This window comes from Paenibacillus sp. NPDC101420, from assembly GCF_050277435.1.
Classification (GTDB): domain Bacteria; phylum Bacillota; class Bacilli; order Paenibacillales; family Paenibacillaceae; genus Paenibacillus_AQ.
In genome coordinates, this window is record NZ_JBNNSE010000001.1 from 1,197,358 (window position 1) to 1,223,322 (window position 25,965).

Sequence of the window (25,965 nt, forward strand, 5' to 3'; positions counted from 1 at the left end):
TCATTAGACTAGCCACAACTCTACAATCTGTCCAGATCTCCGGTGCTCTTAGATAACAGACCCTTCAGTTCCTTCATAAACATGTTAATATCCTTGAACTGGCGGTATACGGATGCAAAGCGAACATAGGCGACTTCATCTACTGGATAGAGCTGCTCCATAACCAATTCACCGATCTGTTGGCTCTCCACCTCAGCTACGGCGATACCGCGTAGGGATTTCTCCACCTCAGAGACGATCTTCTCTAGACGTTCTACAGAGACGGGGCGTTTTTCGCAAGCCCGAATTAAACCACGCAGAATTTTATCACGGCTGAACTCCTCGCGGCTGCCGTCTTTTTTGATCACGATTAACGGTGTTTCCTCGATCATTTCAAAGGTTGTAAACCGTTTGCTGCAACGCTCACATTCACGCCTGCGGCGGATTGACTTATTCTCATTCGCTGGTCGCGAGTCGAGCACTTTAGTATTTGTGTGATCGCAGTAAGGGCATTTCATAAGCTTCATCACTTCCTATTACATAATGTTTTTAGTCCCGGTATGTTAAACATCCGGCTTTTAAAGGGCTATTTCATTTTTTCCAGAAATCACCGTTTTTTTATTGTAATGATTATGGCAAGTCCGGCACATAATACAGTTACCAACAGAGGAGGTGAACAGCAATGAGCCAAAACAACAGCTCCAATAACCTTGTAGCTCCAAATTCCCGTGGTGCTTTGGAACAACTTAAATATGAAGTTGCCCAAGAACTCGGAATCACGCTTTCCCCAGATGGTTACCAAGGCAATAAAACTTCTTATGAAAATGGTTCGATCGGTGGTTACATCACTAAACGTCTTGTAACCCTGGCAGAACAACAATTGGCAGGTCAATACAAATAACCTGTCCACATAAGCTTACTGAAGAAGTATTAAACGATCGCAAGATCGTTTAATGCTTCTTTTTATACATAACACGGTTTTAGAATTCGTTGTAAATATCCGTGTACTGATCATAGTAATAGTTGACGCGCTGTACATAATGGCGGGTTTCACCAAACGGAATATCCTTAATCGTAGCATCCGTTCCATCCCAGATCCCCTCATCCAGCCATTTTTGAACTTTACCCGGTCCAGCATTATATGCAGCGATAACCGCTGTACGTTTTCCTTCGAATTGACGGGATAATGTTGAAAGATACCAGGTACCTAGTTCAATATTTGCTGATGGTTCATGCTTTAGCTCCTCCATAGAAACATCAGGAAGCTTGGCCTTTTCAAGGGCCCATTTGGCGGTATCCGGCATAAGCTGCATTAAACCTATAGCACCTTTTCTGGATTCTCGTCCAGTTTTGAAGTTCGTTTCCACTCGGATAATCGAAGCCACTAGAAATGGGTCAATATCGTACGTAACGCTGTGCTTACGGATCTCATCTTTATAATGGATCGGATAAAACCAGGACATCCAGTTCGTACTCAGAAACAATATCGCAGTAAAACCAATGAATAACAGAAGAAGGACTCTTTTTTTACGTAACCATTTCATGATAAGCCCAGCCTGTCCCAAAGAACAGCAACCTGTTGCTCAGTGTGCGCAAGTTCGCCACTGTTGTCAATGATATAGTCCGCTTTGTTTCGCTTCGTCTCAATATCCATCTGTGCATTTAAGCGTGCTTCTGCTTGTTCTAAAGAAAGTCCGTTACGTTCCATTAATCGCGCAATTTGCACTTCACGAGGCACGTAGACCACCAGTATTTCATGGAACATGTTCTCGAGTCCTGATTCGAAAAGAAGAGGGATATCCACAATTGTTAACTTCTTTGGATCTTCTTCCTCCATGCTGTTCATACGTTCTTTAATTTCCCGCCGGATTGCGGGATGCGTCAGATTGTTCAGGGCTTGCAGGGCCGCCGGGTCTTGAAATACAATATCCCCCAGCTTGCCCCTATTCAGTGTGCCATCCGGAGAGAGGATCTCACTTCCGAATTGTTTCACAGCCGCAGCCAGCACCTCATGACCGGGGAGCATAACTTCTCTGGCGATCACATCCGCGTCAACCAGCCTCGCTCCCTTGCTCACAAGCAGTGCGGACACCGTGCTTTTTCCGGATGCAATGCCTCCGGTTAAGCCAATAATCATGTACTCACCTCATAATAGCTTCAGTATTCCCATTGTAATTAATAATAACGCGGGTAGTGCAGCAGCATGCTTCATCCAGTAGTTCCCAGCGAATCTTAATCCAGTCTTCATGCCCAGCAATAGAAATGTACCACTAAACAGAGCAATTGTAAGTGATGTCCATATCGGATTGAACCCCAGCAATGCTGCGCCAAGTCCAGCTCCAAAAGCATCTAGAGAGAGGGCAATCCCGAGCAGCATAGCCTCCATCGAAGAAATACTCCCGGAATCATCCATATCTGCAGAAGACGGAGTACGTAAGATCTGTACAACAATCCCCAATCTTCGTAACTCAAGGGAAAAGACAGCCGACTTTGCCTGCTCAGGAGCCATGGTAACCTGTTCTACAACATCTTCAGTATCAACAGCTACCTCTGCCCGAGCTTCTGTGGATAGCACATTTTCTTCACTACCTACTTTACGCTCACCTGTCTGTTCCTTCTCTTTCTGCATTAACATCTGGACGAGCGACCAGCACCCCATTAGCACGAGTATAACAGCGCCAACCTCAGAAGCTGCATGTGGAGACACTACCTTGGCAAGCAGAACACCCACTTGCATAGATACACAGATAACTACCCCCGAACAAAGCGAGATAATCAGAATGGAGAGCAATGGTATTTTCATTTTACGCAGTCCATATGTAATACCAACGCCAAAACCATCCAAACTCAAAGCAAAAGCTAGTAATATTAGTGAAAAAAATGGGCTGAGCACCCGCAATCCCTCCTGTGAAGAACCGGAACACTGCAGAATACACTTCATTCAGCTTCCGTTCTCTATTAAGCATTCTTCACACAGTATATGGGCGGGACAAGTAGTGGGTGCCAGCCTAATTACTTCTTCAGTTTTCAACCTTACGCTGACAGCTTGGACAATAATGCGTGCCGCGGCCACCTACAACCGTTTTCTCAATCATCGTTCCACAGTGGTTACACGGCTGATCTTTACGACCGTAAATCAACAGCTGTTGCTGATAAGTGCCGCTCTCACCTTGACCATTCACATATGATTTTACAGACGAACCACCAGCGTTTACCGCTTCCGTCAGCGTACTGACAATAGCGTGATGCAGCTGATCAAGTTGCTCATCCGAAAGATCTTTGGCGCTGACTTCAGGATGTATTCCTGCACGATGTAACGACTCATCTACATAAATATTACCTATGCCGACGATATATTCCTGATTCAGCAGCAGCGATTTAATTTTTGTGCTTTTGCCTGATACAATCTGCTTAAACCTCTCCGGCGTAAAGGATGGCTCCAGCGGCTCCTGTCCTAGCTTATTAAGAGGAGGCAGCTGAAGGTCTTCACCAATCTGAAAAAGATGCATTGTACCAAACTGACGAACATCCGTGTAACGCAGCTCAGTGCCATCGGTAAAATGGAATATCACATGCGTATGCTTGTCCAGTGGATCTTCGTTCGAAAAAAGTCCGTAACGGCCCTCCATCCGTAAATGAGATACCAGCACCAGACCGTCTAACACGATGCGCAAAAATTTCCCTCTTCGTTCAACATTAACAATGCTATGACCTGCGAGCAGGTTGGCAAAAGCCTGAATATCATCCGGCCGCTGAATAATCCGGGCCAACCGGACGGTTACACTCTCTATCTGCTTTCCATTAACTAAATCATTCAGTGTTCTCTTGACTGTCTCTACTTCCGGTAATTCCGGCATGATGTCTTCACCTCAACTACATTATAGCTGATATGCACACCTTAAAGGGAGCCTATTTCGCTTCGTACCAGTTGCTGCCAAAACTTACCTCTGCTTTAAGCGGCACCGATAACTGCAATGCTCCACCCATTACTTCCGGCAAAAGCGTCTTCATGAGCTCCATTTCATCCTCTGGCACCTCGAATACAAGCTCATCGTGTACCTGAAGCAACATACGGCTCTTTAGCCCACGCTCAAATAGCGCCTTGTCCATATGCACCATCGCCAGCTTAATAATATCAGCGGCAGTTCCTTGTATAGGTGTGTTCATTGCTGTACGTTCCGCAAAAGAACGTAGATTAAAGTTCTTCGCATTAATCTCAGGCAAGTAACGACGGCGTTCCAGCAGCGTAGTTACATAACCATGTTTCCTTGCATCAACTACAATATCATCCATATATCGACGTACACCTTGGTATACCTCGAAATACTGCTCAATAAATTGAGCGGCTTCTTTGCGAGGAATATTCAAGTTCTGCGACAGACCATAATCACTGATTCCGTACACGATACCAAAGTTAACGGCTTTAGCAGCACGACGCATATTGCTATCAACCTGATCGGCGGTAACTCCAAATACATCCATCGCTGTCTTCGTGTGAATATCCATATCATGGAGAAAAGCTTCCTTCATCCGCTCATCACCGGAGATGTGCGCAAGTACCCGTAGTTCAATCTGCGAATAGTCCGCCGCCAGAATGGACCAGCCCGGTTCGGATGGAACAAACACTTTACGGATTTTACGTCCTTCTTCTAAGCGGATTGGAATGTTCTGCAGGTTCGGAAATTGGCTGCTAAGCCGTCCTGTCGCAGCAATCGTCTGCCGATAGAATGTATGCACCTTCCCTGTTTTCGGGGAAATTTCCTTGAGCAGCCCCTCTACATAGGTGGATTGCAATTTGGCAATCGTGCGATATTGTAGAATCAAACGTACCACATCGTGATACGGTGCTAACTTTTCCAGCACCTCTGCGTCTGTTGAATATCCGGTCTTCGTCTTCTTGACGACAGGAAGACCCAGTTTTACAAATAAGATCTCGCCCAACTGCTTAGGTGAATTCAAATTAAACTCTGTGCCACAAATTTCATAAATTTCGGTGACCAGCTTTGAAATCTGAGCTTCGAATTCTTTTCCTAATTCTTTAAGATCCCCTTCGTTGACTGCAATCCCCTGTTTCTCCATATCCGCAAGAATACGTGATAATGGCATTTCGAGATCCTCGAACAGTCCGGTCATCGCCGTTTCGATCAATTCCTGCTGTTGTTTCTGGGCGATGCCAAGTACCGCAGCACTCTTACGTGCGACATGATTTCCTAAGATTTCAAGCTCAGGAATCTTATATTTGGCGCCTTTACCAAATACATCTTCATCAGGTGACAATCTTGGCAAGCCGTATTTCGTAGCGAGATCGTTTAGGTTCTGATTAGCTTCCGTCGGATCCAGCAAATAAGCCGCCAGCTGCACATCATGGGCTGCACCTGCAAAAGCAATCCCCTGCCAATGCAGTGCCAAATCAGCACGGTGAAGATCATATCCGCTCTTCGGAGCCTTCTCATCTCCTAACCAGTCGCGTAGCTTCGCAGCCGCTGGTTTCTGTAGTAATTCAAACGGCACATAATAATGTCGCTCCAGAGTAGATAGCCCTACCCCGATCACCTCGGCACGATGTGGATTATCCCCATTGGATTCTACATGCAGTGCCGAAATACTAGGGAGCGCTTCATTTAGCGCCTCAAGTTCATCTTCACTCACGATCGAAATATCGAGTGTAGCAGCTTCTACTTCCGCTGCACCCACTTCTCCATCAGCTACTGGAGCATAGGCACTAAGTGACAACCTTTCCAGAAGTGATTTGAATTCTAATTTTGCGAGTGCGGGTCCTGCTGTATCCGCAGAAATTCCGTTAAAGATCATATCTTCCCACGAATGTTCAAGAGGCACTTCACGATAGATGGTTGCCAGTTTCTTACTCATGACAGCGTCTTCCGCGTGAGCTTCCAGCTTTTCTTTCATTTTACCTTTAAGCTCACCAGTGCCTGCTAATACACCTTCAACCGATCCAAATTGATGCAACAGCTTGAGCGCTGTTTTCTCACCAACACCCGGAACGCCCGGAATGTTATCACTCGCATCACCCATCAGTCCCTTAAGGTCGATGATCTGCTCGGGTGTTAAATCATATTTCTCACGAATTTGTTCTGGTCCATAAAGCTCAACCTCAGTAACTCCTTTGCGGATCAACGCAACGGTCGTATGTTCGGAAGCCAATTGAAGCATATCCTTGTCTCCCGACACGATCATAACCTGCCGGCCTGCTTCATCTGCTTGGCGAGAAATGGTTCCAATAATATCATCGGCCTCATAATTGCCAATTTCAAACTGCGGTACACCCAGATTTCTGAGCAAATCTTTCAGCAGTGGAAACTGCTCGGAGAGCTCGGGAGGTGTCTTTTGCCGACCGCCTTTATAATCCTCATAACCTTCATGCCGAAATGTGACTTTCCCTGCATCGAAGGCAACAATCATATGTGTCGGCTTGTGTTCTTCAATTAAACGGAGCAGCATCGTTGTGAAACCGTACACCGCGTTCGTCTGTTGCCCTGCTGTATTCGTTAGCGGAGGCATCGCGAAGAATGCGCGGTAAATAATATTATTTCCATCTATAAGTATCAACTTGTCCATAGTGCACCTCGCCTTTTTCATGCTTACTTCTTACATCTTAACATATGGCCTGTCCAAGTAGAAACGGCTATACCAACTTAAACAATGGGATTAGCTGAAATGTTAGTAACATTAAGAGCTAATATGGGGTAATACAACAAGTAGCCGCCCTTATAAAAGGACGGCTACTTTCATTTACCTAAAAACACAAAAGATGTGAAGGTACGATAGTAATGGAGGAGAAGTTTGGAACTGTAGGAGCGAAGCGCCCGCCTTTGTCTCCGGATTTCAACCATAAAAAGCGGTATAAAATCAAGAAATCTGGAGACAACAGCGGCCGAAAGTCCAAACACTCTCTGTAATTACCAGCCACTGAACATCTTTTGCAAAACACTACTCATTCAAATCTGGACGACTACCGGTAACTAGGTAAACTACGCTTTCACCAATGTTAGTAGCGTGATCGCCAATCCGTTCGATATAACGGCCTACCAGTGTCAATAACATAGCTTGGGATACTGTCTCCGGCTTTGTTACCATATAAGAATACAACTCATTGATCATCGCACCATACAATTGATCGACCTGATCATCATCCTGTGCCATTTTATAAGCCAGATCAGTGTTCTCATCCAGGTAAGACTGGATCGCCTCATCGATCATAATTGTCACGATTTCAGCCATACGAGGAATGTCTACAAGGGGCTTAATCAGCTGTTGGCCTTGAAGACGCATGGTCGCCTTAGCTACATCAATCGCCAGATCCCCCATGCGTTCCAAATCGCTTGATATTTTGAAGGCAACTATAATGCGGCGCAAATCCTTAGCTACGGGCTGCTGCGTAATAATTAAGCGTGAGCCAATTTCCATGATTTTATCTTCCATGGCATTCAGCTGTAAATCCGCTTCAACGACTTCCTGTGCGAGCGTTGTATCTAGATTTTGTAATGCATTAATTGCACCTTCAAGAGCATCCTTAACATGCTCACCCATCTGCTGCAGCAGACTGCGCAGCTCTTCCAAGTCTTTATCAAATTCTTTTCTGCGAATCATAATAAGAGCGATCCTCCTCATTAACGTATGGTCAGCTTGCCATTTCCAGGGACGAACACCCTTTTAAATCTGATCAGCCGAAACGTCCGGAAATATAATCTTCAGTGCGGGAATCTTTAGGGTTCGAGAAAAGCACCTCTGTGTCCGCCGCCTCTACAATTACACCATTTAAGAAAAACACGGTTCGACCGGATACACGTGCGGCCTGATGCATGTTATGAGTTACCATAACAATGGTATACTCACTTCTTAATTCCTGAACAAGCTCTTCTATCTTGAGAGTGGATACAGGGTCGAGCGCAGAGGTTGCCTCATCCATTAGCAGAATATCCGGCTGTACCGCTAACGCTCTAGCAATACAAAGCCGCTGCTGCTGTCCACCAGACAAGCTAAGGGCAGATTTCTTCAGAAAATCTTTCACTTCCTCCCATAGGGCGGAGTGACGCAAGCTTTTTTCTACGATCTCATCCAGTTCACTTTTGGAACGGATGCCGTGTAAACGGGGACCGTAAGCTACATTGTCGTAAATCGACTTAGGAAAAGGATTCGGCTGTTGAAACACCATACCGACCTGCTTACGCAGGCTTTCCACCTCTACCTCATCACTATAAATATTTTTGCCACCGATGTTTACAGTTCCTTCTATACGTGTGCCAGGAATCATATCATTCATACGATTCAATGTGCGAAGCAACGTGGATTTCCCGCAACCGGAAGGTCCAATAAAAGCGGTAACCTGTTTCTCCGGGATTTGCAGATTCACATTCTTCAGTGCGTGGAACGACTCATAGTAGAGATCAAGATTCTCTATGTCAATGATGGATTTCATTAGTGTTTACGTCTCCTTCTCATCATCTTCGATCTCCATGATAAGCTTTTAGTGTAAATACAGTTGGAGAGAAATGTTAACGCAATGTAAAATCAGTGAGATGAATGGGTCCACATCACAGTATTTCCCCAGAAGCCAACTAGTACTCCGAACATTTCTTATTTATGAAAAGTATAGAAAAAATAGAACTCCAGTCACTCTAAATGACCGGAGCTCTTTTTTTATTAACCACTAATTTATAGCCTACGCCTCGAATCGAATCGATATGAACGGATTCTGGATCCAGCTCAAGCTTTTTACGAAGTGAACTCACATGCACGTCCACCGTACGCTGCCCACCAATATAATCAAAGCCCCATACAGCATTCATGAGATCATCTCTCGTCAACACAACCCCTGGCTTACGAGCCAAATATAATAGCACTTCGAACTCTTTAGGCCGCAAGTTAATACTATGACCACCGAGGGAGACTTCATATCTCTCAGGGTAAATCTCTAATTGACCTAAGATAATGGTAGAAGCAGAGATAGGTGTTTCTGTAGGTGCTTCCTCAGCAAGTCCAGAAATCCTCCGAAGTACAGCACTTACTCTAGCGAGCAGTTCAGAGACGCCGAATGGTTTGGTTATATAATCATCAGCACCTGATTTCAGCCCTCTAACAACATCTTCTTCCGCATTTTTGGCGGTCAACACAATAATAGGTGTACGGATACCTTGTCCACGCAATTTATCAAGGATGTCAATGCCATTCATACCTGGCAACATCAGATCTAATACGATCAAGTCAAAAGGTTCCCTCGTCGCACGATCATATCCTGCCGTACCATGATCCTCTACTGTTACCTCGTAACCTTCCTGCGTTAAGTTATAGGACAGCAGCCGGGCCAGTGTCGGTTCGTCTTCAATGACAAGCAATCGTTGAGCCATAGGTTCCCCCGTCTTCCATATAGTTTGATTTTTACAAAGCAACAACAAAACAATCATATCACCACAATGTTAACTTGGTGTAAAATCAATAAGGTGAATTTACAAAAATCTAATCCGCCTTTTCTTCCTGCAAGAGCGGCAACTCAATAATAAATGAACTTCCGATCCCCAGATCACTTTTAACCGAAATCACACCATGGTGCAGATCTATTAAGTGCTTCACAATAGACAGTCCCAGCCCCGTTCCACCGGAACTTCTTGATCTTGCTTTATCCACTCGATAAAAACGTTCGAAAATGCGCGGCAGATCCTTTTTGGGAATTCCCATCCCTGTATCGGTAACGGTAAATTGGACATTCTCAGAACCATCTGGCTTCAGTATATTCTTAACATAGACTTTTACGCTACCCCCTTCATGCGTGTAATTAATCGCATTGGAGAGCAAATTCATAAAAATTTGACGTAGTTTATCTTCATCGGCCTCAATGAACAGCTCCTCAGGAACCTCTACGTTAAGACTAATACTTTTCTTCTCAGCCACTTTGCTAATGGTTCCCAGCACGGAATCAAAGAATTCAATGATATGAACAGGTGAGCAATCGAGCTGCACACGTTTAGATTCGATTTTAGATAATTCCAGAATATCTCCAATCAATCGATTTAAGCGTTCGTTCTCATCATAAATAATTTGCAAGAAGGAACGGGCTGTCTTCTCATCCTTAACCCCACCACCCAGCAAGGTCTCGGCAAATCCTTTAACAGCGGCAACCGGCGTCTTCAATTCATGGGATACGTTAGCGACAAATTCACTTCGCATCCGCTCCAGGCGACGAATCTCTGTTACTTCCTGCAGCAGGAAGAGCATGCCTCTATACGTCCCGTCCTGGATCATAGGTACTGCGTCCATACGTACAATCCGCTCTCTCGGATTGTAAATACTTCGTTCTTCATGGAGCGGTTCTTTATTCGATACCCCTTCTTCAAGCAGACGTGTTAACTCATAATGACGCTTTAGCTCCTTGTACGAATGACCCGCCATTTCACTGTTGCTAACATCCAGCATCCGCTCTGAGGCTCGGTTCAGCAGGGCAATTTCTTCGTCGGCATTGATCATTATGATGCCGCCAGTCATATTGTCCAGTACGCTTTGCAGCAGATCCTCATTATCACGAATGGTCTTAAGCTGAGCTTGAAGACTGTCAGCCATGGCATTTATCGCTGTCGCCAGCTGCCCGACCTCATCTTTACGCTTCAAATGGACTCTTGCATCATAATCAAGATCTGTAATACGCCGCGCGACTCTCGTGATTTGTTCAAGCGGTGAAGTCATGCTCGATGCCACTTTGTAGCTGACAATAGTTGCTGCCAGGAACAAAACAACTAACCCCCCAGCCATAATCATCCAAGCACGGTTAAGCCCTTCCGTTACTGCATCCAGTCCCATCGAGACCCGAATGTAACCGTCAAAACCATGATCTGAGGTCACCCGCTCAGCTACATATAACATCTCGCGATCTAAAGTTTCGCTGTAACGAATGGCTCGTCCAGTCCCCTCTTTAGCCGCAACAATCTCCTCTTCACGATTGGCGTGATTGTCCATCTCCAGAGGATTTTTCTCTGAATCCCCTAAAACTTCACCTGACTTACTGATAAAAGTAATCCGGGAATCTAGAAGCTCGGCGACATGCTCTGCCTGCTCCGTGTAATACGGAATGGCATTGGTGGCGTTCATATCTACAAATTCCAATGTGCCTGCGAGTAAATTTATTTCCCGGGACATGTTCTCTTCGAGAGCAGCTATATGGGAGCTCTTAAACAGATGAGCCATCGTAAATCCAGTGCCAATCATGGAAATACCGATTAAGGCCATAAGTATAAACGTAAGACGAGCGCGAAACGGTTTCATCTGAAGTGTGCCTCTCCCTTTTTCATTGTATCTTTTATCCTAACTTCATTTTCATCAAAAAACCAGTGCTACTATTTTCGTGACATAAATCCCTACTATAATAGATTATATAAAAATAACAGCCCAAGTTGATTATCTCTGGACTGTTACTTTGTATTACTTTTGTAAAATATCATGATTTCATTCTATACAGGTTGCAAGAAACCACTGATTGCCCTGAGCATCTCTAATACCCGCTCCTCTTTCTCCATAAGGCTTATCCAATGGTTCTTCAATGATGGATGCCCCGGCATCCAAGCACTTACGAAAGGTCTCATCCACATTTCTTACATATAGATGAATAGCGAGCTGTACTGGTGAATATTTCTCATTAGCTTCGGAGACCTCGATGATCGAATCTCCTATTCTAAGTTCTGCATGTCTAATCTTGCCTTCATCATTCCGCAGCATATCATTAATTCTTGCATCAAAGCAGTTCACAACAAAATCAATCAATTGATCTGCACCAGCCACGATAAAATACGGAGTAACGTTAAGAAGACCATTTCTAATATAATGTGGTACCATTCGTAAACCTCCTTTAGACAAGCATAAACACCTTCGACGTCCCTATCTATATGGACGCTAAGTGATTATACGAGGAATATAAGGATAAATTATAGCTTGGAACATATAAATTCTTATATTTTTGATAAAACCGGAGAAAAAGCCATAGCAGCGGATGTCCCCACTTTATGACTATTTCACCGGACTGTACCCGACTTATTTAAATACAGGTTCTTTAAACTGAGTTAATTTTGCTGCGGAATCTTTCTCTACATCTGCGTGCAGACTGTTGCCATGGGCATCCATCGTTACAATAGCAGCAAAACCATCCACATCCAAATGCCACATTGCTTCAGGAATGCCAAATTCCATAAAATCAACAGCATTTACCTTCTTGATGCATTCCGCGTAATACTGTGCAGCGCCACCAATCGCATTGAGATATACGCCCCCGTGCTCCTGAAGAGCTTTTAACGTTTTAGGACCCATTCCACCTTTTCCGATGACGGCACGAATTCCAAATTTTTTGATAATATCGCCTTGATAGGGCTCTTCACGGATACTAGTAGTCGGACCCGCTGCTTTAACATGCCAGCCTTCCTCGTCCTTCATCATTACAGGACCACAGTGATAGATAACTGCACCGTTCAAATCCACCGGAGCCTCATGATCCATTAGATATTTATGAAGTGCGTCGCGGCCCGTATGCATTTCACCGGATAAAATCACTACATCCCCAACTCGTAAACTACGGATATCCTCTTCACTAATCGGTGTAGTCAGATGGACTTCGCGAGATCCAGTAGCTGCATTGTCTTCACCTGCATCCGCCACTTCCGTTTCCGACGCCTGGTCCCGTCCATCATCAACCGAAATCCCTGTACCACTCTCGTACAACCAGTCCTCTATATTGCCTGTTGACGGATCAACCAGCACACCTTGGCGACGGAAAGCCCAACAGTTGTAGGCAACAGATACGAAAAAGCTGGCTGGTAAACGATTCATAACGCCGACCTTACAACCAAGCAGCGAAACTTCCCCACCAAAGCCCATCGTTCCAATACCCAACTTATTGGCATTCTCCATGATGTAGTCTTCCAGTTTGCTGAGATCCTCTATTGGATTAACATCCTCCACTTTGCGGAACAGCTGCTTCTTAGCCAGCTCATAGCCAGTTGTGCGGTCGCCGCCGATACCAACACCAATAAAACCAGCGCTACAGCCTTGCCCTTGTGCCTGATAAACAGCATGTAAAATACATTTACGAATTCCGTCCAGATCACGGCCTGCCTTGCCCAATCCTTCTAATTCTGCTGGAAGGCTGTATTGAATATTCTTATTCTCGCAGCCGCCACCCTTCAGAATCAGTCTGACATCTATTTTTTCCTCTTCCCATTGTTCAAAATGAATGACCGGTGTACCTGCTCCCAAATTATCTCCGCTGTTCTCACCTGTCAATGAATCTACAGAATTTGGACGAAGCTTACCATTCTTGGTCGCCCGTACAATGGCGTTGTGAATATCTTTTTCCATCTCAATCTGATTGATTCCCACAGGTGTGTGAATGATAAATGTAGGCATTCCCGTATCCTGACAGATCGGTGATACTTGCTGCTCAGCCATTCCGATATTTTGAGCAATCGTAGTTAACGCAAGACCTGACCGGGTAGCTCTGTCCTCTAGTGCGCGACCCTTGGCGACCGCCCGGCGTACATCACCCGGCAAGTTCGTGGACGTTTCAACAATTAGATTATAAATGCTGTCTTCAAAATGCTGCATATTCATTCAAGCTCCTCTCAGCAGATCCAGATTATCAAAAGTCTGATACAATTAGTATAATAATATCATACCTAGCAGCTCATGAAAGGGGTTACTTTAAAATTGAACTACCATTTTTCCGCCTATTTATATCGGCTTCAATATATTCAGCGCTGGAGCCTAATGCGAAGCACCGCACCTGAGAACGTTGCCGAGCATTCTTTCCATGTAGCTCTGCTCACACATATGCTCTGTTCCATTGGTAATATTCATTATGGACGTTCATTAAACGCTGAAAGAGCAGCAACTATGGCCCTGTTCCATGATGCCAGCGAAGTGTTCACGGGTGACATCGCCACACCTGTGAAATACAATAATCCTCGGCTACTTACCAGCTTCCGCGAAATGGAAAGAATTGCTGCGGAACGCTTGACCGCTATGATTCCTCCCGAGCTTCAGGGCATTTACACGCAGCTCATGCAGCCAGAAGACAGTTCTCCCGATTCAGAGGACGTTCTCCTGCACAGCTACGTTAAGGCAGCCGATCGACTGGATGCTTACCTAAAGTGTGTCTGGGAGGTTGCTGCGGGCAACCGTGAATTCGCAGCGGCGAAAGAGCAGACAGGTGCGAAGCTACGCGGACTCGGCTTACAGGAAGTAGATTATTTCCTCACTCATATGGCTCCGAGCTTTGAAATGTCGCTCGATGAGCTGTCTGCTGGAAACTAAATCCCAAGATCAATACAAAAAGCTCTAATTCGGCTAACCCTGAATTAGAGCTTTTTAAATAAGTATCTAGGTTTGGTTGGCTGAGCGTCTACCCGTTTACGACCTCGCCACCATTTACATGAATAACTTGTCCGGTCACATAACTCGAATCGTCGGAGGCTAGATATACATAAGCTGGGGCCAGCTCCTCCGGTTGTCCCGGTCGCTTCATAGGCTGCGTACCGCCGAACTCACTAACCTGTTTTGCATCAAAAGTAGATGGAATAAGCGGTGTCCAAATTGGACCCGGAGCAACGCCATTTACCCGAATGCCTTTCTCTGCCAGATTCGTAGATAAGGAACGCGTGAAGCTCAGAATGGCTCCTTTCGTTGACGAATAGTCCAGTAATTGTGGACTACCACGATAAGCGGTAATCGAAGTCGTATTAATGATAGCTGATCCTGCTTTTAGATGAGGCATAGCCGCTTTGGTCAAATAAAACATTGCAAAAATATTCGTACGGAATGTACGCTCTAGCTGCTCGGACGTAATATCCTCGATCTTAGCTTGTGGATGTTGCTCCGCCGCGTTATTGATGAGAATATCCAGTTTCCCGAGGCCCTCTACCGTCTGTTTAATGAGATCTTTACAGAAGGTTTCCACACCAATATCTCCTGGAATCAGAATGCATTTGCGACCTTCCTGCTCCACCTGGCGTTTCGTTTCCTCTGCATCAGAGTGTTCATTCAGATATGAAATAACTACATCGGCGCCTTCTTTTGCAAAAAGAACAGCCACTGCCCGTCCGATCCCGCTGTCTCCTCCAGTAATAAGTGCCGCCTTGCCCTGCAATTTACCTGCCGCCTTATAATTAGCCGGCTCATATTTCGGCAACGGCTTCATTTCGCTCTCAATTCCTGGTTGATGATGCTGTTCTTGCGGGGGTAAGGTTTTCGTAGCTTGCTTGTCGTTTGACATAATCCTAGCTCCTCTCGTTAAGTAATTGATAGTTAACTGATCGTCTTAGGATGGCTCAAGCGTATACGTTTATACGCCGGCTTTATCATTTTTTTAAATTGCTGTATGAAAAGTTACTTACCACATGGCTGAGAGAATCAAACACCCTGAAGTTCATTTGAACGCAAATAAGGACTGTCCCCTAAGCCATGAAATGGCGATGTGGAACAGTCCTTATCGTTTAATGAAATTTAGCTTTGCTTCAGAAGAAGCAATTTTGCCTTAAGCTCTACAATTTTAGTTATAAAATCTCCCGCAATCAGATTCTTTTGATCGTCGGTTAGCTTGATATATCTGTCATACACCCAGTTTACTGCTGCCTCATCATTCAATACTAACAAATCTACAGCAGGAAGCTTGCCAATCTTAAAACCCACATTATTTGCTTTCTGTTGGTCGGTTAAGTTAGTCTTTTCCTGATAGTAACCCAACACCTTTAACTCCGAGTCATATAGAAGAACCATATATTCCTCTTCAAAATTCGGTTGAGTATAAAATGGTGATTCATCGTAATCAAAACTTTCATACGAATACTCAACAGCGCTATAACTTTTAGAAACCTCATTAAGATACGCTACCGTAGATGAAATATGTTCTACATTAAAATCCTTAGTAGGGTCCAACATATAGAATGCTGTATTTGGGGTTGTAGTAAAGTACTTCACTTCAGGATGTTGCTGAACAAATGCACCAGCTATCGAGATGCTATTTTGAATGTATTGCGAATTGCTCGCTCCTGTAATGTTTACACCTTCACTATATTTAGTTACCATTGACATATCAAGAGTAGTATATTTCACATTAAGATCCAATTTTATTGTCTTAAAGCCAATGGGTGCACCATTCTTATCAAATAAAATTATCGTCATGTAATCCTTAACATGCTCTGAGTAGATTGGAAAACTAATTAAAGGAGATACAGGGAAGCTCTCACGTTCTTTTTCCCAATCTAATGCTTCTTCAGGAACGGTAGTGAAATAATACTCTGCGTGATTAGTTTTGCTAAATATTTCGTGTGATAATCCAGTCATCTTAATTGTAATTGTAGCTGCATTCGTATATTTATATACAGCCTCCTGTACTAAAGTTATGCCGTTCACTTCGGGAACATTCACCGCAGGTGTTGGCGTTGGTGTTGGTGTTGGTGTTGGTGTTGGTGTTGGTGTTGGTGTTGGTGTTGGTGTTGGTGTTGGTGTGATTGTTGGTGTTTCCCCGCCACTACCGCCTCCACCACCGCTCGAACTGCCAGTAGCCGCTCCTACAGTAGGTGTAACGGTGGGAGTAGGCATAGTGATGGAATCCTTCTGAGATCCCTCTAACAGATCGGGCTTTTTCTCAAACGAAGACCCTTTAGCCCCATCGTTCACTGTTGCAGATAATAGCTGACCTTGTCCAGTTACCTTTGTGAGTGCATCCAGAATAACCTTACTCACAGTAGTACCTTGGCCTAGATTAAGAATTGCTCCAGTCTGTACAAATATACTCTTGATTCGGGTTGCTCCTTCAGTTACAAGACGAACAACTCCGCCTTTTCTCTGAACGACTACTTGCTCTATGATAGAATTCTTGAAGTGTATAGAATCAACACCTCCACCCTTAACAAAGACTTTTCCTTTTACAGTTACATTATCTAGTGATACTTCACCTTCTCCAATGCCTTCATCCAAAAGCAAATCCCCGTATATAACAGCGTTCTGAAGGTTAACCCCATAAGTACTCACTGTTACACTCTCATAACCCGTTAGGTGAGCAGGGTCTTTGCTGCCAAAAACTCCTGACTGCGTGATATGAAATCCAGCACCTATTGGTGTATTCAAGGATTCCAATATAGCTACTGCTTCAGCCCGGGTCATAGCTTGCAATGGAGCAAAATTCCCGTTAGGATATCCTTTCATTGCTCCTAGATTCACCATTCCCGCTACCTTGCTCTCACTCCATGACGCTATTTGGTACCGATCTTTGAATTGATCCAATACTACAGGGTCTGGATCTTCCAATTTCAGCAGCTTACTGATTATTACCGCAACCTCCTGGCGGGTAACAGGATCATTTGGGCGAACCTTATCACCATAACCCTTTATGTAACCTTGCGTAACTGCCTTGGAGAATTCCTCATACACCCAGCCGGTTGCAGGCAAGTCAGTAAATTTTGCTGCTTGACTCTTTGTGATCTCAAAGAAACGATTCACAAGGGCCACAAATTCAGCTCTCGAAATGCTTTGATTAGGCTTTACCGATCCATCTTCAAATCCTTTTAACCAGCCCTTCTCTAACCAGCTTTCGATCTGCTGCTGCGCCCAGTGACCCTCATAGTCTTTAACCGAGCTATCTGCTGCTGCGGATACGGAACCCAACGAACTAAATACTAAACTGAGACCCAAGCTTACACTCACAATCCTTCTTAACTTCACACCCATCCAAACTCCCCCGTAATCCCTCAGATAATAAAATAATTGTAATTTTAAACCAATCACATAAACATTTTCATATTACTCTATTACTACGTAATTGAAAACGTCTTTTTCTCTAAGAAATAACTACTGTAATATTCTCAACACACAAAAAAACCCGCTCTCCATTACGGAAGCGGGCTCATAGTGCTACAGATTAAATAATATCGTTAAATACCATGAAGAATACCATCAGCAGCAATGACACGGACAGCAGCGCACTAAGCGTACGCAATTTGCCTGTTTCTGCTTTGACATCACGGTTCTCACGAATTCCAGCAGCAGCAAGACGCAGAGGCTTGCTCATAATACCACCAAGCGCAAACATTGCTAGCAACAATACAACGATAATGATCATCCATGCTACAGAATAATCACCCTTGGTCATCATGTAACCACCTGTAAGTAGTTGAATCACTAAACCGTACTGTGCAAAGCGGTTAAATCCAGTAACTGCACTTAACGTACCTTCTTTTGCTGCAGGCGACAATTTTTCAGCACGACCGATGATGAAAGGCAGTACAAGGTAAAATCCTAGTGACAGCGTCCCGATCATATGTAAGAAAAACAAAACGTTCCAATCCATAGCATATCTCCTCCAATTTAACTGTGATAATAGTTACATATAATTATACCCATAATATTAGAATAAGAAAAGCAACATAGGTGTCCATTCTTTGAAGTTGTTGATATAAAAAAAGAGAGCGCCCTTAAGCCATTTCACGGCCTTCGGGACCCTCCCCTTTCATCTGACACAATCTACACAGATAATATTGCTGTTACACTACGTACGGACTCTGCGGACTTATCTAAAGCCGCTTTCTCCTCAGCCGTAAGCTCCAGTTCAAAGATCTTCTCAATCCCATTCGCACCAAGAAGAGCTGGAACGCCCAGAAACAGATTGTCATAACCATATTCGCCTTCAAGCAAGGCAATAACCGGAATGATCCGTTTCTTATCCTTCAAGATCGCTTCCGTCATCTGAACTAAAGAGGCTGCAGGAGCATAATACGCACTACCATTTCCTAAAAGGTCAACGATTTCCCCGCCACCCACACGTGTACGCTTCACAATCTCCTCAATACGATCCGTAGGAATCAATGTATCGATTGGAATGCCTCCAACACTAGAATAACGAACGAGCGGTACCATATCATTGCCGTGTCCGCCTATTACGAAACCACGTACATCTTCAACGGATACGTTCAGCTCTTGTGCAATAAAAGTGCAGTAACGCGCTGTATCCAGCACACCGGATTGTCCAATTACGCGGTTTTTCGGAAAGCCTAACGCTTCAAATGCAGCATAAGTCATCGCATCTACCGGATTACTCAAAATAATTACGATGGATTCCGGTGCTACATCTCTTACGTTCTCGCATACCGACTTTACAATCCCTGCATTGATATTCACAAGATCGTCGCGGCTCATCCCAGGTTTACGGGCAATCCCTGCAGTGATAATTACAATATCAGAATCTACAGCATCTTCATAACTTGAGGTTCCAATAATATGACTGTCGAATCTCTGCACAGGACCTGCTTCTTGCATGTCAAGCGCCTTACCCTTGGTTGGGTTCTCCATTTGTGGAATATCGAGCAGCACAACGTCTCCAAGTTCCTTTTGAGCTAACATAAGAGCTGTAGTAGCGCCGGTAAAACCGGCGCCTACCACTGTAATTTTATAACGCTTGATCGCCACAGATTCGCCTCCTAGAAATGATAAAGGTAAGGCTAATGTTATCTGGCTAAGGCTAATCTAACCTATAGGTGGTTAATAATTTCGTCTGCAAATGCGGAGCATTTCAGCTCAGTTGCACCTTCCATCAGGCGGGCAAAGTCATAAGTCACGGTCTTATTGTTGATAGCAGTTTCCATACCTTTATAAATCAGGTCCGCTGCTTCCTGCCAGCCCAAGTGCTCTAAGAGCATTACGCCGGACAGAATAACAGAACCAGGATTCACAACGTCTTTGTCTGCATATTTAGGAGCTGTACCATGGGTAGCTTCAAAGATGGCGTGGCCAGTAATGTAGTTAATGTTCGCTCCAGGAGCGATGCCGATGCCGCCGATTTGTGCAGCCAGTGCGTCGGACAGGTAATCCCCGTTCAGGTTCAACGTAGCAATAACATCGAAATCAGTTGGACGAGTCAGAACTTGTTGCAGCGCGATATCCGCAATTGCATCCTTGATAATGATTTTGCCAGCAGCTTCAGCATCCTTCTGAGCAGCATTAGCGGCAGCCTCACCGTCACGTTCCTTAATCACATCATATTGACTCCAAGTGAAGACCTTATCTCCGAACTCTTGCTCAGCTACTTCATAACCCCAGTTTTTGAAGGCACCTTCAGTGAACTTCATGATGTTTCCTTTATGAACAAGCGTTACGTTCTTACGTCCGTGCTTGATCGCATATTCAATTGCAGCGCGCACCAAGCGCTTCGAACCTTCGGAGGATACCGGTTTGATACCAATACCAGAAGTTTCAGGGAAACGGATTTTGTTAACTCCCATTTCTTTTTGCAGGAATTCGATGACTTTCTTCACTTCAGCAGAGCCTTCTTGATATTCAATCCCTGCATAGATATCCTCTGTATTCTCACGGAAAATAACCATATCCACCAGCTCAGGACGTTTAACAGGAGAAGGAACACCTTGGAAATAACGAACTGGACGCAGACATACATACAAATCCAATTCTTGACGCAAAGCTACATTCAATGAACGAATACCGCCTCCGATTGGAGTAGTAAGTGGTCCCTTGATCGCCACAAAATATTCGCGGATTGCTTCCAACGTATCATTTGGCAACCATTCACCATATGTATTGAAAGCTTTTTCGCCAGCAAATACTTCGTACCAAGCGATTTGCTTAGTGCCACCATAAGCTTTAGTTACTGCTGCATCAAGTACGCGCTTGGAAGCTTTCCAAATATCACGGCCTGTGCCGTCACCCTCGATAAAAGGAATGATTGGATTATTCGGAACTTGTAGTTTTCCTTCTTTAATCGTGATTTGTTCGCCTTCTGTAGGTAGATCGAATTTTTCTAGTTTCAACATTTGAGTGTATTCCTCCTAAAGTTTTGTGGGATTTAAATAGCATTGACAAGCATCCAAGCATAAACGCCTTCGGCGTCCTTATAAGGACGGTAAGTGTTTAAGCGAGAAATATAAGACATAAAGTATCGTGTGAAACTTATACTTTCTTATATTTGAACAAAACTCTCATCATCATTAAAATCAAAAATTTAAAACACTATTGCTAGAGTTCATTCTACTAAACTTTAGGAGCAGCCCGCAAGGCTGCTCTTCTATCTTTCGTCTACTGGAACGTATTTCTGTTCAACCATACCCGTGTATTCTGCACGTGGACGAATAATGCGGTTATCTGTATATTGCTCCAGAATATGCGCAGTCCAACCTGAAGTCCGGCTAATTGCAAAAATAGGAGTGAACAGTTCACGATCTATGCCTAGCTGTGTATAAACAGAAGCCGAATAGAAATCAACATTCGGTCTTAATCCCTTTTGCCCGGTAATCAATTGTTCAATATTTACGGACATGTCGTAAAGGGTGGTGTCATTTTTCATCGTGCCAAGCTCCAGCGACATTTTCATCAAATGTTTTGCACGTGGATCACCATTCTTATATACTCGATGACCGAAGCCCATGATTTTCTCACGGTTATCCAGTTTCTTTCGGATAAACGGTTCAACCGCTTCCAAACTTCCGATCTCCTCTAGCATCTTCATAACTGCTTCATTCGCCCCACCGTGAAGCGGGCCTTTGAGCGCACCAATAGCGGAGGTGACCCCAGAATAAATATCGGATAATGTCGCAACTGTAACCCGGCCAGCAAAAGTTGAAGCATTCAGCTCATGGTCCGCATGAAGAACAAGTGCGGTATCAAGTGCTTTGACAGATACGCTGTCCGGCTCTTTTCCCCACAGCATATACAGGAAGTTCTCAGCAATAGAAACGCCTTCTTTCGGAGCCACTGGTTCAAGCCCCTTGCGAATACGCGACAGTGCCGCCACAATTGTTGGGAGTTGTGCCTGCAGTTTTACCGCCTTAATCTCGTTCGCTTCTCTGCTCATATCGTCAGCCGCTTCATCATAGAGAGCAAGGCTTGATACAGCCGACCGCAATGCTGCCATGGTGTTGGCGTCTTTTGGATAGAGCTTCATTTGCTCGATTACCTGTTCAGGAATCTGTGCGAAGGCACTAAGATCCCGCTTGAGCGCTTCCAGCTCTGGCACCGTCGGCAGACTGCCGAACCATAACAAATAAGCTGTTTCTTCGAAGGTAGCATGTTCTGCAAGTTCATCAATATCATAACCGCGGTAAGTGAGTACACCATCCACAATAGAACTAATGGATGAAGTTGTTGCAACGATACCTTCCAAGCCTTTGGTAGCTGTCATAGCATATCTCTCCTTTGCCAACAAGGTATAAAAACAATCTTAGTTCCATGAAAACATTTCCAATTCAAAGCATTAAAAAATCTAATAAGTGCGTGTAAGAACATTTCCGTCAGGAATGCTGTATGACCAACATGCTTCGTATCTTTATTCATCATACTGGATTTTGTCGGTTATGTGAACAATGTGGAAGCTTTGGAGCGCATCAAATGATTTTATCAGAGAGATAGAAAAAAACTTCTAATCCTCTGATTCAATTTTTTCATTTCAGTTTACAGATTCCGGCCCATTCTAATATTTATCCCGCATTCTAGTCTTTAAATCGATCCTATGAATATATATGAAGACGAGCTCTTATTCCCCTGTCTATGCAGGAATGAAGAAGGTGTGGTCTCGGTATGGATCGTTTGGTATTAAAAAGACTGCTGCGCGGCCTGTGGGTCGTTCTGGCAACTTCCATCCTCCTGCTCGCAATCTATTTATTACTTCCGCTGTTATACCCCCTGTTGCTCGCTTGGCTGCTCGCATATATCATGCATCCATTAGTACTTATTCTTAAAGGCTTTAAATTACCAAGCTGGCTTGCGGTATCACTTGCACTGCTATTTTATATAGGCGGAATCACACTAGTCTTAACCGCGATGATTACAAGACTCGTAAAAGAATTAATCGTCTTGCTGCAAACCTTTAATCTCCACACCGACCAATGGAAGGATCTTCTGATGTCCTTAAGCCAGAATGCAAGCATTCAGAACATCATCAACCAGATTAATCAATTCTACCGAGACAATCCTGACTATCATGCTACGATTGACAGCAACATCAGCAGAACAACGGAAACTGTAGGTTACGCAGTCACGCAAGTGGTCACGGGATTTTTTAATGTAATATTGAAACTGATCTCCGCACTTCCTAGTATGGGTACGATTCTTATCGTGGTTGTCCTTGCTGCCTTTTTCATTAGTACGAGTTGGGAGCGTCATAATGATAAACTTACAGGCTGGCTGCCGACAGTATTCCTAAAGCCTGTGTCAGATATCTGGAGAGATTTACGCAGAGCGCTCTTCGGTTATCTACGCGCCCAGGTCATCCTCATCTCAATCACAGCGATCATTGTAGTAATCGGGCTGCTGCTGCTGGGTGTGAAGTCTGCATTTGCTATCGGCTTAATGATTGGCTTTGTGGATCTACTACCTTATCTCGGTGTGGGAATTGTGATGCTGCCTTGGGCGTTATATTCTTATATGACGGACAATCTGGCACTAGGGATAGGACTATCCATACTTTACGCTGTTATTCTTATTACCCGGCAGGTGCTTGAGCCGAAAGTGCTCGCCAGCAGCATAGGACTCGATCCCCTTGCCATGTTAATTGGCATGTTCGCCGGTCTGCAGTTGTTCGGTATGCTAGGGCTGATCATCGGCCCCGTTGTCCTAGTAGTCCTTGTTGCCTTTAACCGAGCGGGCGTATTCCGAGCTTTGCACAGCTACATTGTTAGCGGCAGATTAAGATAGGAACCGATAATCATCAATTCGTAAAATAGCAAACAGAGCGGTCCCTTCAGCAATGACAGGGTCCGCTCTGTTATTGTTGTAAAAAGTATACTACCGACGGTAAAAGGTGAAGGTGCCATTCTTCATCTTCTTCTCAATCCACTTCAGCAAAAATATACGGTACAAAGGCCGAGTCAATGGAAATACTAGCGTGAAACCGACAATATCGGTTACGAAACCCGGCAATATCAGTAGCAATCCTCCGAAAAAAATACATAAACCATCCAGCATCGTCCGACCAGGAACGCGGCCCTCCTGCATATGTGTTCTGCTGTCCTGCAGCACCTTCTTACCTTCAAATCGCATCATTAGTAGACCGATTACTGAAGTGGTCAGCATAAGCAGCAACGTTTTAAATGCTCCAAGTTGATCTGCTACGTAGATAAAACCGAATAATTCCACAGCAGGAATAATAAATAGTCCAGCCCATAACCATTTGCTTCTAATCATACTGAACCCCCTTCTTCCCGCAGCGCCTCTTTTATTGCGTGAAAGAGCTCTGGAAGGGCTCTATCCAGCCTAGCAGGCCTCCATTCCTGGTTCACCCAAACATGACTTGTCGTGCCGGTAACCAGCAGCTCCCCAGGTGGATCCATCGACCGCAACTCCCCTAGAGTAGCCAATAAATCTTCTGAATTTCCACCTTCTTCTTCCGAAAGCCTCCGCACTTGATACTCAAATACGACTCGTAACGCTGAGAAGGTAGTCATTCGCGCATACACGGAGATAAGATCATCATATCGCGCCGGACTTTTAAATTGCAAATCTGCTGAGGTGACAGGAAGTAGGACGCCTTGTTTCTCAAGTTCGCGATAAGTAAAACCAACCTGACGAAACATCTCCGTACGACCAGACTCAAACCAGTTCAAATAATTCGCATGATACACGACACCCATCTGATCACTTTCCTGATAGCGAACACGCAGGGTCGACTTATACCATCGGCTGGGCAAGCCAGCTCGTTCTAATTCCATCTATAAATACTCCTTTCAGCATAGCAGCAGGGAAGCGTTAAGCCTGGGCCCCGCCTGAAGATAGCGTGGTCGATAATTTGCGCCGAGAGTTTCTGGCAACATAGAACAGCAGCATTGCTCCTGCGATAGAGCTCAACATACAAGACAGATTCATTACTTCTACCCCGCCTTGATTGAGCAAGAATCCATTCAGTAAATTACCGACAATGCCAGAAAAACCTGCAAACACCATATTAAATACACTTTGGCCAGTGGCCTGCATCTCGTTAGACGTGATCTGAGATACATATTCGACTGCAGCAATATAAAAGAACCCAAATGAAAGACCATGCAGCACTTGCACTCCGATCATTACCGATGGATAAGGAAAAGCAACCTGAATACCCCACCGCAAAACATAAATAAGAGCCCCAAGGAGCAAGGTCCGCTCACGACCCAACCTCTTAATCACCTTAGAAGCAAACAGCATGGAAGGCACATTCGTCACCGATGCGAGAAAGAGCGCAATCCCTGCATAGCGCGTAGACCCTCCAACCGATTGAAAAGCAATTACAAAGTATGTACCAAAAGCAGCCATCGTCTGGTTCACAAGAAAGCTGCCACCCAAAAACGCAAGGAAGACCCGATTCCCCAGCAGTTGTCTTACCCCCTGAGTAAACGATTGCCTCATCATATGATTCTCTTCCGCCTGCTTCGGCAATGTAAACGCAATAAGGACTGCAATCAGATTAAAAAAGAGAAAAGGTAGCCATATCGTGGATACAGAGAAGGTAGATACGTACACCCCTCCTGCATAAGCTCCCAGAGCCGCTCCAATGCTCATCATAAGCCGGATGCTACCGTAAGTGGCTCCGGCTCTATTCGCCGCCGAAATCGCGTAAGAATCGGCTATAGGAGCCTGTGTAGAGGAGAAGATCGTTGAGCACGTATACACCAGAAGAAGTACAATGAAATATTCCGAACGATAAAAGACGGCTAGTAAGGCCGGAACCGCCACACTTAGGATTAGTACTAAACGCGTCTGATTATACCGATCAGAGATAATCCCCCACATCGGCTGAATGGTGATTGCAACTAGTGTGCCTGTTGCCATTAGTATACCTATCTGTCCACTATTAAGTCCATTATGGACCAGCAGCAGCGAAAGATAAGAGCCAAATGAACCGCCGGCCAATCCTAAAAATAGATAAAAGCCGCGCAGCTTCGATAATTTTTCCATTTGTACTATGAGTCCTCCAGCTTTATATTTTTATATTTTAACAGAACACCCGTACTTCATATGTAA

General features: G+C 44.5%; 24 protein-coding genes. 3 read left to right on the forward strand and 21 right to left on the reverse strand.

Annotated features, from left to right (window positions below; all coding sequences use genetic code 11):
- Nucleotides 1–20: 20 nt before the first annotated feature.
- Entirely contained in the window at nucleotides 21–497 is a 477-nt protein-coding gene (gene nrdR / locus ACQKMP_RS05365) for a transcriptional regulator NrdR (RefSeq protein ID WP_042126015.1), read from the reverse strand.
- Nucleotides 498–661: 164 nt separating this feature from the next.
- Between nrdR and ACQKMP_RS05370 the strand changes: the two genes are divergently transcribed.
- The gene (locus tag ACQKMP_RS05370) at nucleotides 662–880 is read left to right on the forward strand and encodes an alpha/beta-type small acid-soluble spore protein (RefSeq protein WP_042126012.1); all 219 of its coding nucleotides are present in this window, start codon (nucleotides 662–664) and stop codon (nucleotides 878–880) included.
- 79 nt (nucleotides 881–959) lie between these two features.
- Here the strand turns inward: ACQKMP_RS05370 and ACQKMP_RS05375 are convergent, their stop codons facing one another.
- The 11 genes from ACQKMP_RS05375 to ACQKMP_RS05425 form a co-directional block, all read right to left on the reverse strand.
- Nucleotides 960–1,523 (reverse strand): lytic transglycosylase domain-containing protein, encoded by a 564-nt coding sequence (locus tag ACQKMP_RS05375; protein WP_076283312.1) that lies wholly within the window; start codon nucleotides 1,521–1,523, stop codon nucleotides 960–962.
- Nucleotides 1,520–2,116, reverse strand: coding sequence for a dephospho-CoA kinase (coaE, locus tag ACQKMP_RS05380; protein WP_427468966.1), 597 nt, complete (start codon nucleotides 2,114–2,116; stop codon nucleotides 1,520–1,522). The genes ACQKMP_RS05375 and coaE overlap by 4 nt, the downstream gene beginning before the upstream one ends.
- 9 nt (nucleotides 2,117–2,125) lie before the next feature.
- Nucleotides 2,126–2,872: an MntP/YtaF family protein gene (locus ACQKMP_RS05385; RefSeq protein WP_076283314.1), complete on the reverse strand. Its 747-nt coding sequence runs from the start codon at nucleotides 2,870–2,872 to the stop codon at nucleotides 2,126–2,128.
- A gap of 127 nt (nucleotides 2,873–2,999) precedes the next feature.
- A complete protein-coding gene (gene mutM, locus ACQKMP_RS05390; RefSeq protein ID WP_042186551.1) occupies nucleotides 3,000–3,836 on the reverse strand; it encodes a DNA-formamidopyrimidine glycosylase in 837 nt (278 codons plus the stop codon).
- Nucleotides 3,837–3,888: 52 nt separating this feature from the next.
- Complete coding sequence (gene polA / locus ACQKMP_RS05395; protein WP_427468967.1) at nucleotides 3,889–6,558, reverse strand: DNA polymerase I; 2,670 nt, start codon at nucleotides 6,556–6,558, stop codon at nucleotides 3,889–3,891.
- Between the two features lie 372 nt (nucleotides 6,559–6,930).
- Nucleotides 6,931–7,590 (reverse strand): phosphate signaling complex protein PhoU, encoded by a 660-nt coding sequence (gene phoU / locus ACQKMP_RS05400; RefSeq protein WP_042186547.1) that lies wholly within the window; start codon nucleotides 7,588–7,590, stop codon nucleotides 6,931–6,933.
- Between the two features lie 73 nt (nucleotides 7,591–7,663).
- Nucleotides 7,664–8,419, reverse strand: a complete 756-nt coding sequence (gene pstB, locus ACQKMP_RS05405) for a phosphate ABC transporter ATP-binding protein PstB (RefSeq protein WP_042186541.1) — start codon at nucleotides 8,417–8,419, stop codon at nucleotides 7,664–7,666.
- 199 nt (nucleotides 8,420–8,618) lie between these two features.
- Complete coding sequence (locus tag ACQKMP_RS05410) at nucleotides 8,619–9,347, reverse strand: response regulator transcription factor (RefSeq protein WP_042125998.1); 729 nt, start codon at nucleotides 9,345–9,347, stop codon at nucleotides 8,619–8,621.
- A gap of 109 nt (nucleotides 9,348–9,456) precedes the next feature.
- Nucleotides 9,457–11,253, reverse strand: a complete 1,797-nt coding sequence (gene pnpS / locus ACQKMP_RS05415; RefSeq protein WP_427468968.1) for a two-component system histidine kinase PnpS — start codon at nucleotides 11,251–11,253, stop codon at nucleotides 9,457–9,459.
- A gap of 180 nt (nucleotides 11,254–11,433) precedes the next feature.
- Nucleotides 11,434–11,820, reverse strand: coding sequence for a VOC family protein (locus tag ACQKMP_RS05420; protein ID WP_339269977.1), 387 nt, complete (start codon nucleotides 11,818–11,820; stop codon nucleotides 11,434–11,436).
- Nucleotides 11,821–12,015: 195 nt separating this feature from the next.
- A complete protein-coding gene (locus ACQKMP_RS05425; protein WP_427469214.1) occupies nucleotides 12,016–13,578 on the reverse strand; it encodes a fumarate hydratase in 1,563 nt (520 codons plus the stop codon).
- 102 nt (nucleotides 13,579–13,680) lie between these two features.
- On the opposite strand from ACQKMP_RS05425, the gene yfbR reads away from it, so the two are divergent.
- Nucleotides 13,681–14,286 carry a 5'-deoxynucleotidase gene (gene yfbR, locus ACQKMP_RS05430; protein ID WP_427468969.1) on the forward strand — a complete coding sequence of 202 codons (606 nt, stop codon included), beginning with the start codon at nucleotides 13,681–13,683 and terminating at the stop codon, nucleotides 14,284–14,286.
- Nucleotides 14,287–14,374: 88 nt separating this feature from the next.
- Here yfbR and ACQKMP_RS05435 read toward each other — a convergent pair whose 3' ends face one another.
- From ACQKMP_RS05435 to ACQKMP_RS05460, 6 genes are all read right to left on the reverse strand, one after another.
- Nucleotides 14,375–15,244: an SDR family oxidoreductase gene (locus ACQKMP_RS05435; RefSeq protein WP_042186532.1), complete on the reverse strand. Its 870-nt coding sequence runs from the start codon at nucleotides 15,242–15,244 to the stop codon at nucleotides 14,375–14,377.
- A 230-nt stretch (nucleotides 15,245–15,474) separates the two neighbouring features.
- Nucleotides 15,475–17,700, reverse strand: coding sequence for an S-layer homology domain-containing protein (locus tag ACQKMP_RS05440; protein ID WP_427468970.1), 2,226 nt, complete (start codon nucleotides 17,698–17,700; stop codon nucleotides 15,475–15,477).
- A 190-nt stretch (nucleotides 17,701–17,890) separates the two neighbouring features.
- Nucleotides 17,891–18,319 carry a hypothetical protein gene (locus ACQKMP_RS05445; RefSeq protein WP_427468971.1) on the reverse strand — a complete coding sequence of 143 codons (429 nt, stop codon included), beginning with the start codon at nucleotides 18,317–18,319 and terminating at the stop codon, nucleotides 17,891–17,893.
- A 173-nt stretch (nucleotides 18,320–18,492) separates the two neighbouring features.
- Nucleotides 18,493–19,434, reverse strand: coding sequence for a malate dehydrogenase (gene mdh / locus ACQKMP_RS05450; RefSeq protein ID WP_042186530.1), 942 nt, complete (start codon nucleotides 19,432–19,434; stop codon nucleotides 18,493–18,495).
- 62 nt (nucleotides 19,435–19,496) lie between these two features.
- Nucleotides 19,497–20,792 carry an NADP-dependent isocitrate dehydrogenase gene (icd, locus tag ACQKMP_RS05455; protein ID WP_427468972.1) on the reverse strand — a complete coding sequence of 432 codons (1,296 nt, stop codon included), beginning with the start codon at nucleotides 20,790–20,792 and terminating at the stop codon, nucleotides 19,497–19,499.
- A gap of 251 nt (nucleotides 20,793–21,043) precedes the next feature.
- Nucleotides 21,044–22,156, reverse strand: a complete 1,113-nt coding sequence (locus ACQKMP_RS05460) for a citrate/2-methylcitrate synthase (protein WP_042186527.1) — start codon at nucleotides 22,154–22,156, stop codon at nucleotides 21,044–21,046.
- Between the two features lie 395 nt (nucleotides 22,157–22,551).
- Between ACQKMP_RS05460 and ytvI the strand changes: the two genes are divergently transcribed.
- Nucleotides 22,552–23,667, forward strand: coding sequence for a sporulation integral membrane protein YtvI (gene ytvI, locus ACQKMP_RS05465; RefSeq protein ID WP_076283318.1), 1,116 nt, complete (start codon nucleotides 22,552–22,554; stop codon nucleotides 23,665–23,667).
- Between the two features lie 90 nt (nucleotides 23,668–23,757).
- Here ytvI and ACQKMP_RS05470 read toward each other — a convergent pair whose 3' ends face one another.
- The 3 genes from ACQKMP_RS05470 to ACQKMP_RS05480 are packed head-to-tail and all read right to left on the reverse strand — an operon-like array spanning nucleotide 23,758 to nucleotide 25,899.
- Nucleotides 23,758–24,156, reverse strand: coding sequence for an FxsA family protein (locus tag ACQKMP_RS05470; protein ID WP_042186523.1), 399 nt, complete (start codon nucleotides 24,154–24,156; stop codon nucleotides 23,758–23,760).
- A complete protein-coding gene (locus tag ACQKMP_RS05475; RefSeq protein ID WP_042186522.1) occupies nucleotides 24,153–24,680 on the reverse strand; it encodes an acyl-CoA thioesterase in 528 nt (175 codons plus the stop codon). The genes ACQKMP_RS05470 and ACQKMP_RS05475 overlap by 4 nt, the downstream gene beginning before the upstream one ends.
- Before the next feature lie 37 nt (nucleotides 24,681–24,717).
- Nucleotides 24,718–25,899, reverse strand: a complete 1,182-nt coding sequence (locus tag ACQKMP_RS05480) for an MFS transporter (RefSeq protein ID WP_042186520.1) — start codon at nucleotides 25,897–25,899, stop codon at nucleotides 24,718–24,720.
- Nucleotides 25,900–25,965: the final 66 nt, after the last annotated feature.

Coding starts and splice junctions, on each gene's coding strand:
- pnpS (WP_427468968.1), bottom strand. CDS start 11,253: ATGAAACCGTTTCGCGCTCGTCTTACGTTTATACTTATGGCCTTAATC.
- ACQKMP_RS05420 (WP_339269977.1), bottom strand. CDS start 11,820: ATGGTACCACATTATATTAGAAATGGTCTTCTTAACGTTACTCCGTAT.
- ACQKMP_RS05370 (WP_042126012.1), top strand. CDS start 662: ATGAGCCAAAACAACAGCTCCAATAACCTTGTAGCTCCAAATTCCCGT.
- phoU (WP_042186547.1), bottom strand. CDS start 7,590: ATGATTCGCAGAAAAGAATTTGATAAAGACTTGGAAGAGCTGCGCAGT.
- ACQKMP_RS05470 (WP_042186523.1), bottom strand. CDS start 24,156: ATGATTAGAAGCAAATGGTTATGGGCTGGACTATTTATTATTCCTGCT.
- polA (WP_427468967.1), bottom strand. CDS start 6,558: ATGGACAAGTTGATACTTATAGATGGAAATAATATTATTTACCGCGCA.
- nrdR (WP_042126015.1), bottom strand. CDS start 497: ATGAAATGCCCTTACTGCGATCACACAAATACTAAAGTGCTCGACTCG.
- ACQKMP_RS05440 (WP_427468970.1), bottom strand. CDS start 17,700: ATGGGTGTGAAGTTAAGAAGGATTGTGAGTGTAAGCTTGGGTCTCAGT.
- icd (WP_427468972.1), bottom strand. CDS start 20,792: ATGTTGAAACTAGAAAAATTCGATCTACCTACAGAAGGCGAACAAATC.
- ACQKMP_RS05445 (WP_427468971.1), bottom strand. CDS start 18,319: ATGGATTGGAACGTTTTGTTTTTCTTACATATGATCGGGACGCTGTCA.
- ACQKMP_RS05480 (WP_042186520.1), bottom strand. CDS start 25,899: ATGGAAAAATTATCGAAGCTGCGCGGCTTTTATCTATTTTTAGGATTG.
- ACQKMP_RS05460 (WP_042186527.1), bottom strand. CDS start 22,156: ATGACAGCTACCAAAGGCTTGGAAGGTATCGTTGCAACAACTTCATCC.
- ACQKMP_RS05410 (WP_042125998.1), bottom strand. CDS start 9,347: ATGGCTCAACGATTGCTTGTCATTGAAGACGAACCGACACTGGCCCGG.
- coaE (WP_427468966.1), bottom strand. CDS start 2,116: ATGATTATTGGCTTAACCGGAGGCATTGCATCCGGAAAAAGCACGGTG.
- ytvI (WP_076283318.1), top strand. CDS start 22,552: ATGGATCGTTTGGTATTAAAAAGACTGCTGCGCGGCCTGTGGGTCGTT.
- ACQKMP_RS05425 (WP_427469214.1), bottom strand. CDS start 13,578: ATGCAGCATTTTGAAGACAGCATTTATAATCTAATTGTTGAAACGTCC.
- ACQKMP_RS05435 (WP_042186532.1), bottom strand. CDS start 15,244: ATGTCAAACGACAAGCAAGCTACGAAAACCTTACCCCCGCAAGAACAG.
- mutM (WP_042186551.1), bottom strand. CDS start 3,836: ATGCCGGAATTACCGGAAGTAGAGACAGTCAAGAGAACACTGAATGAT.
- ACQKMP_RS05375 (WP_076283312.1), bottom strand. CDS start 1,523: ATGAAATGGTTACGTAAAAAAAGAGTCCTTCTTCTGTTATTCATTGGT.
- pstB (WP_042186541.1), bottom strand. CDS start 8,419: ATGAAATCCATCATTGACATAGAGAATCTTGATCTCTACTATGAGTCG.
- ACQKMP_RS05475 (WP_042186522.1), bottom strand. CDS start 24,680: ATGGAATTAGAACGAGCTGGCTTGCCCAGCCGATGGTATAAGTCGACC.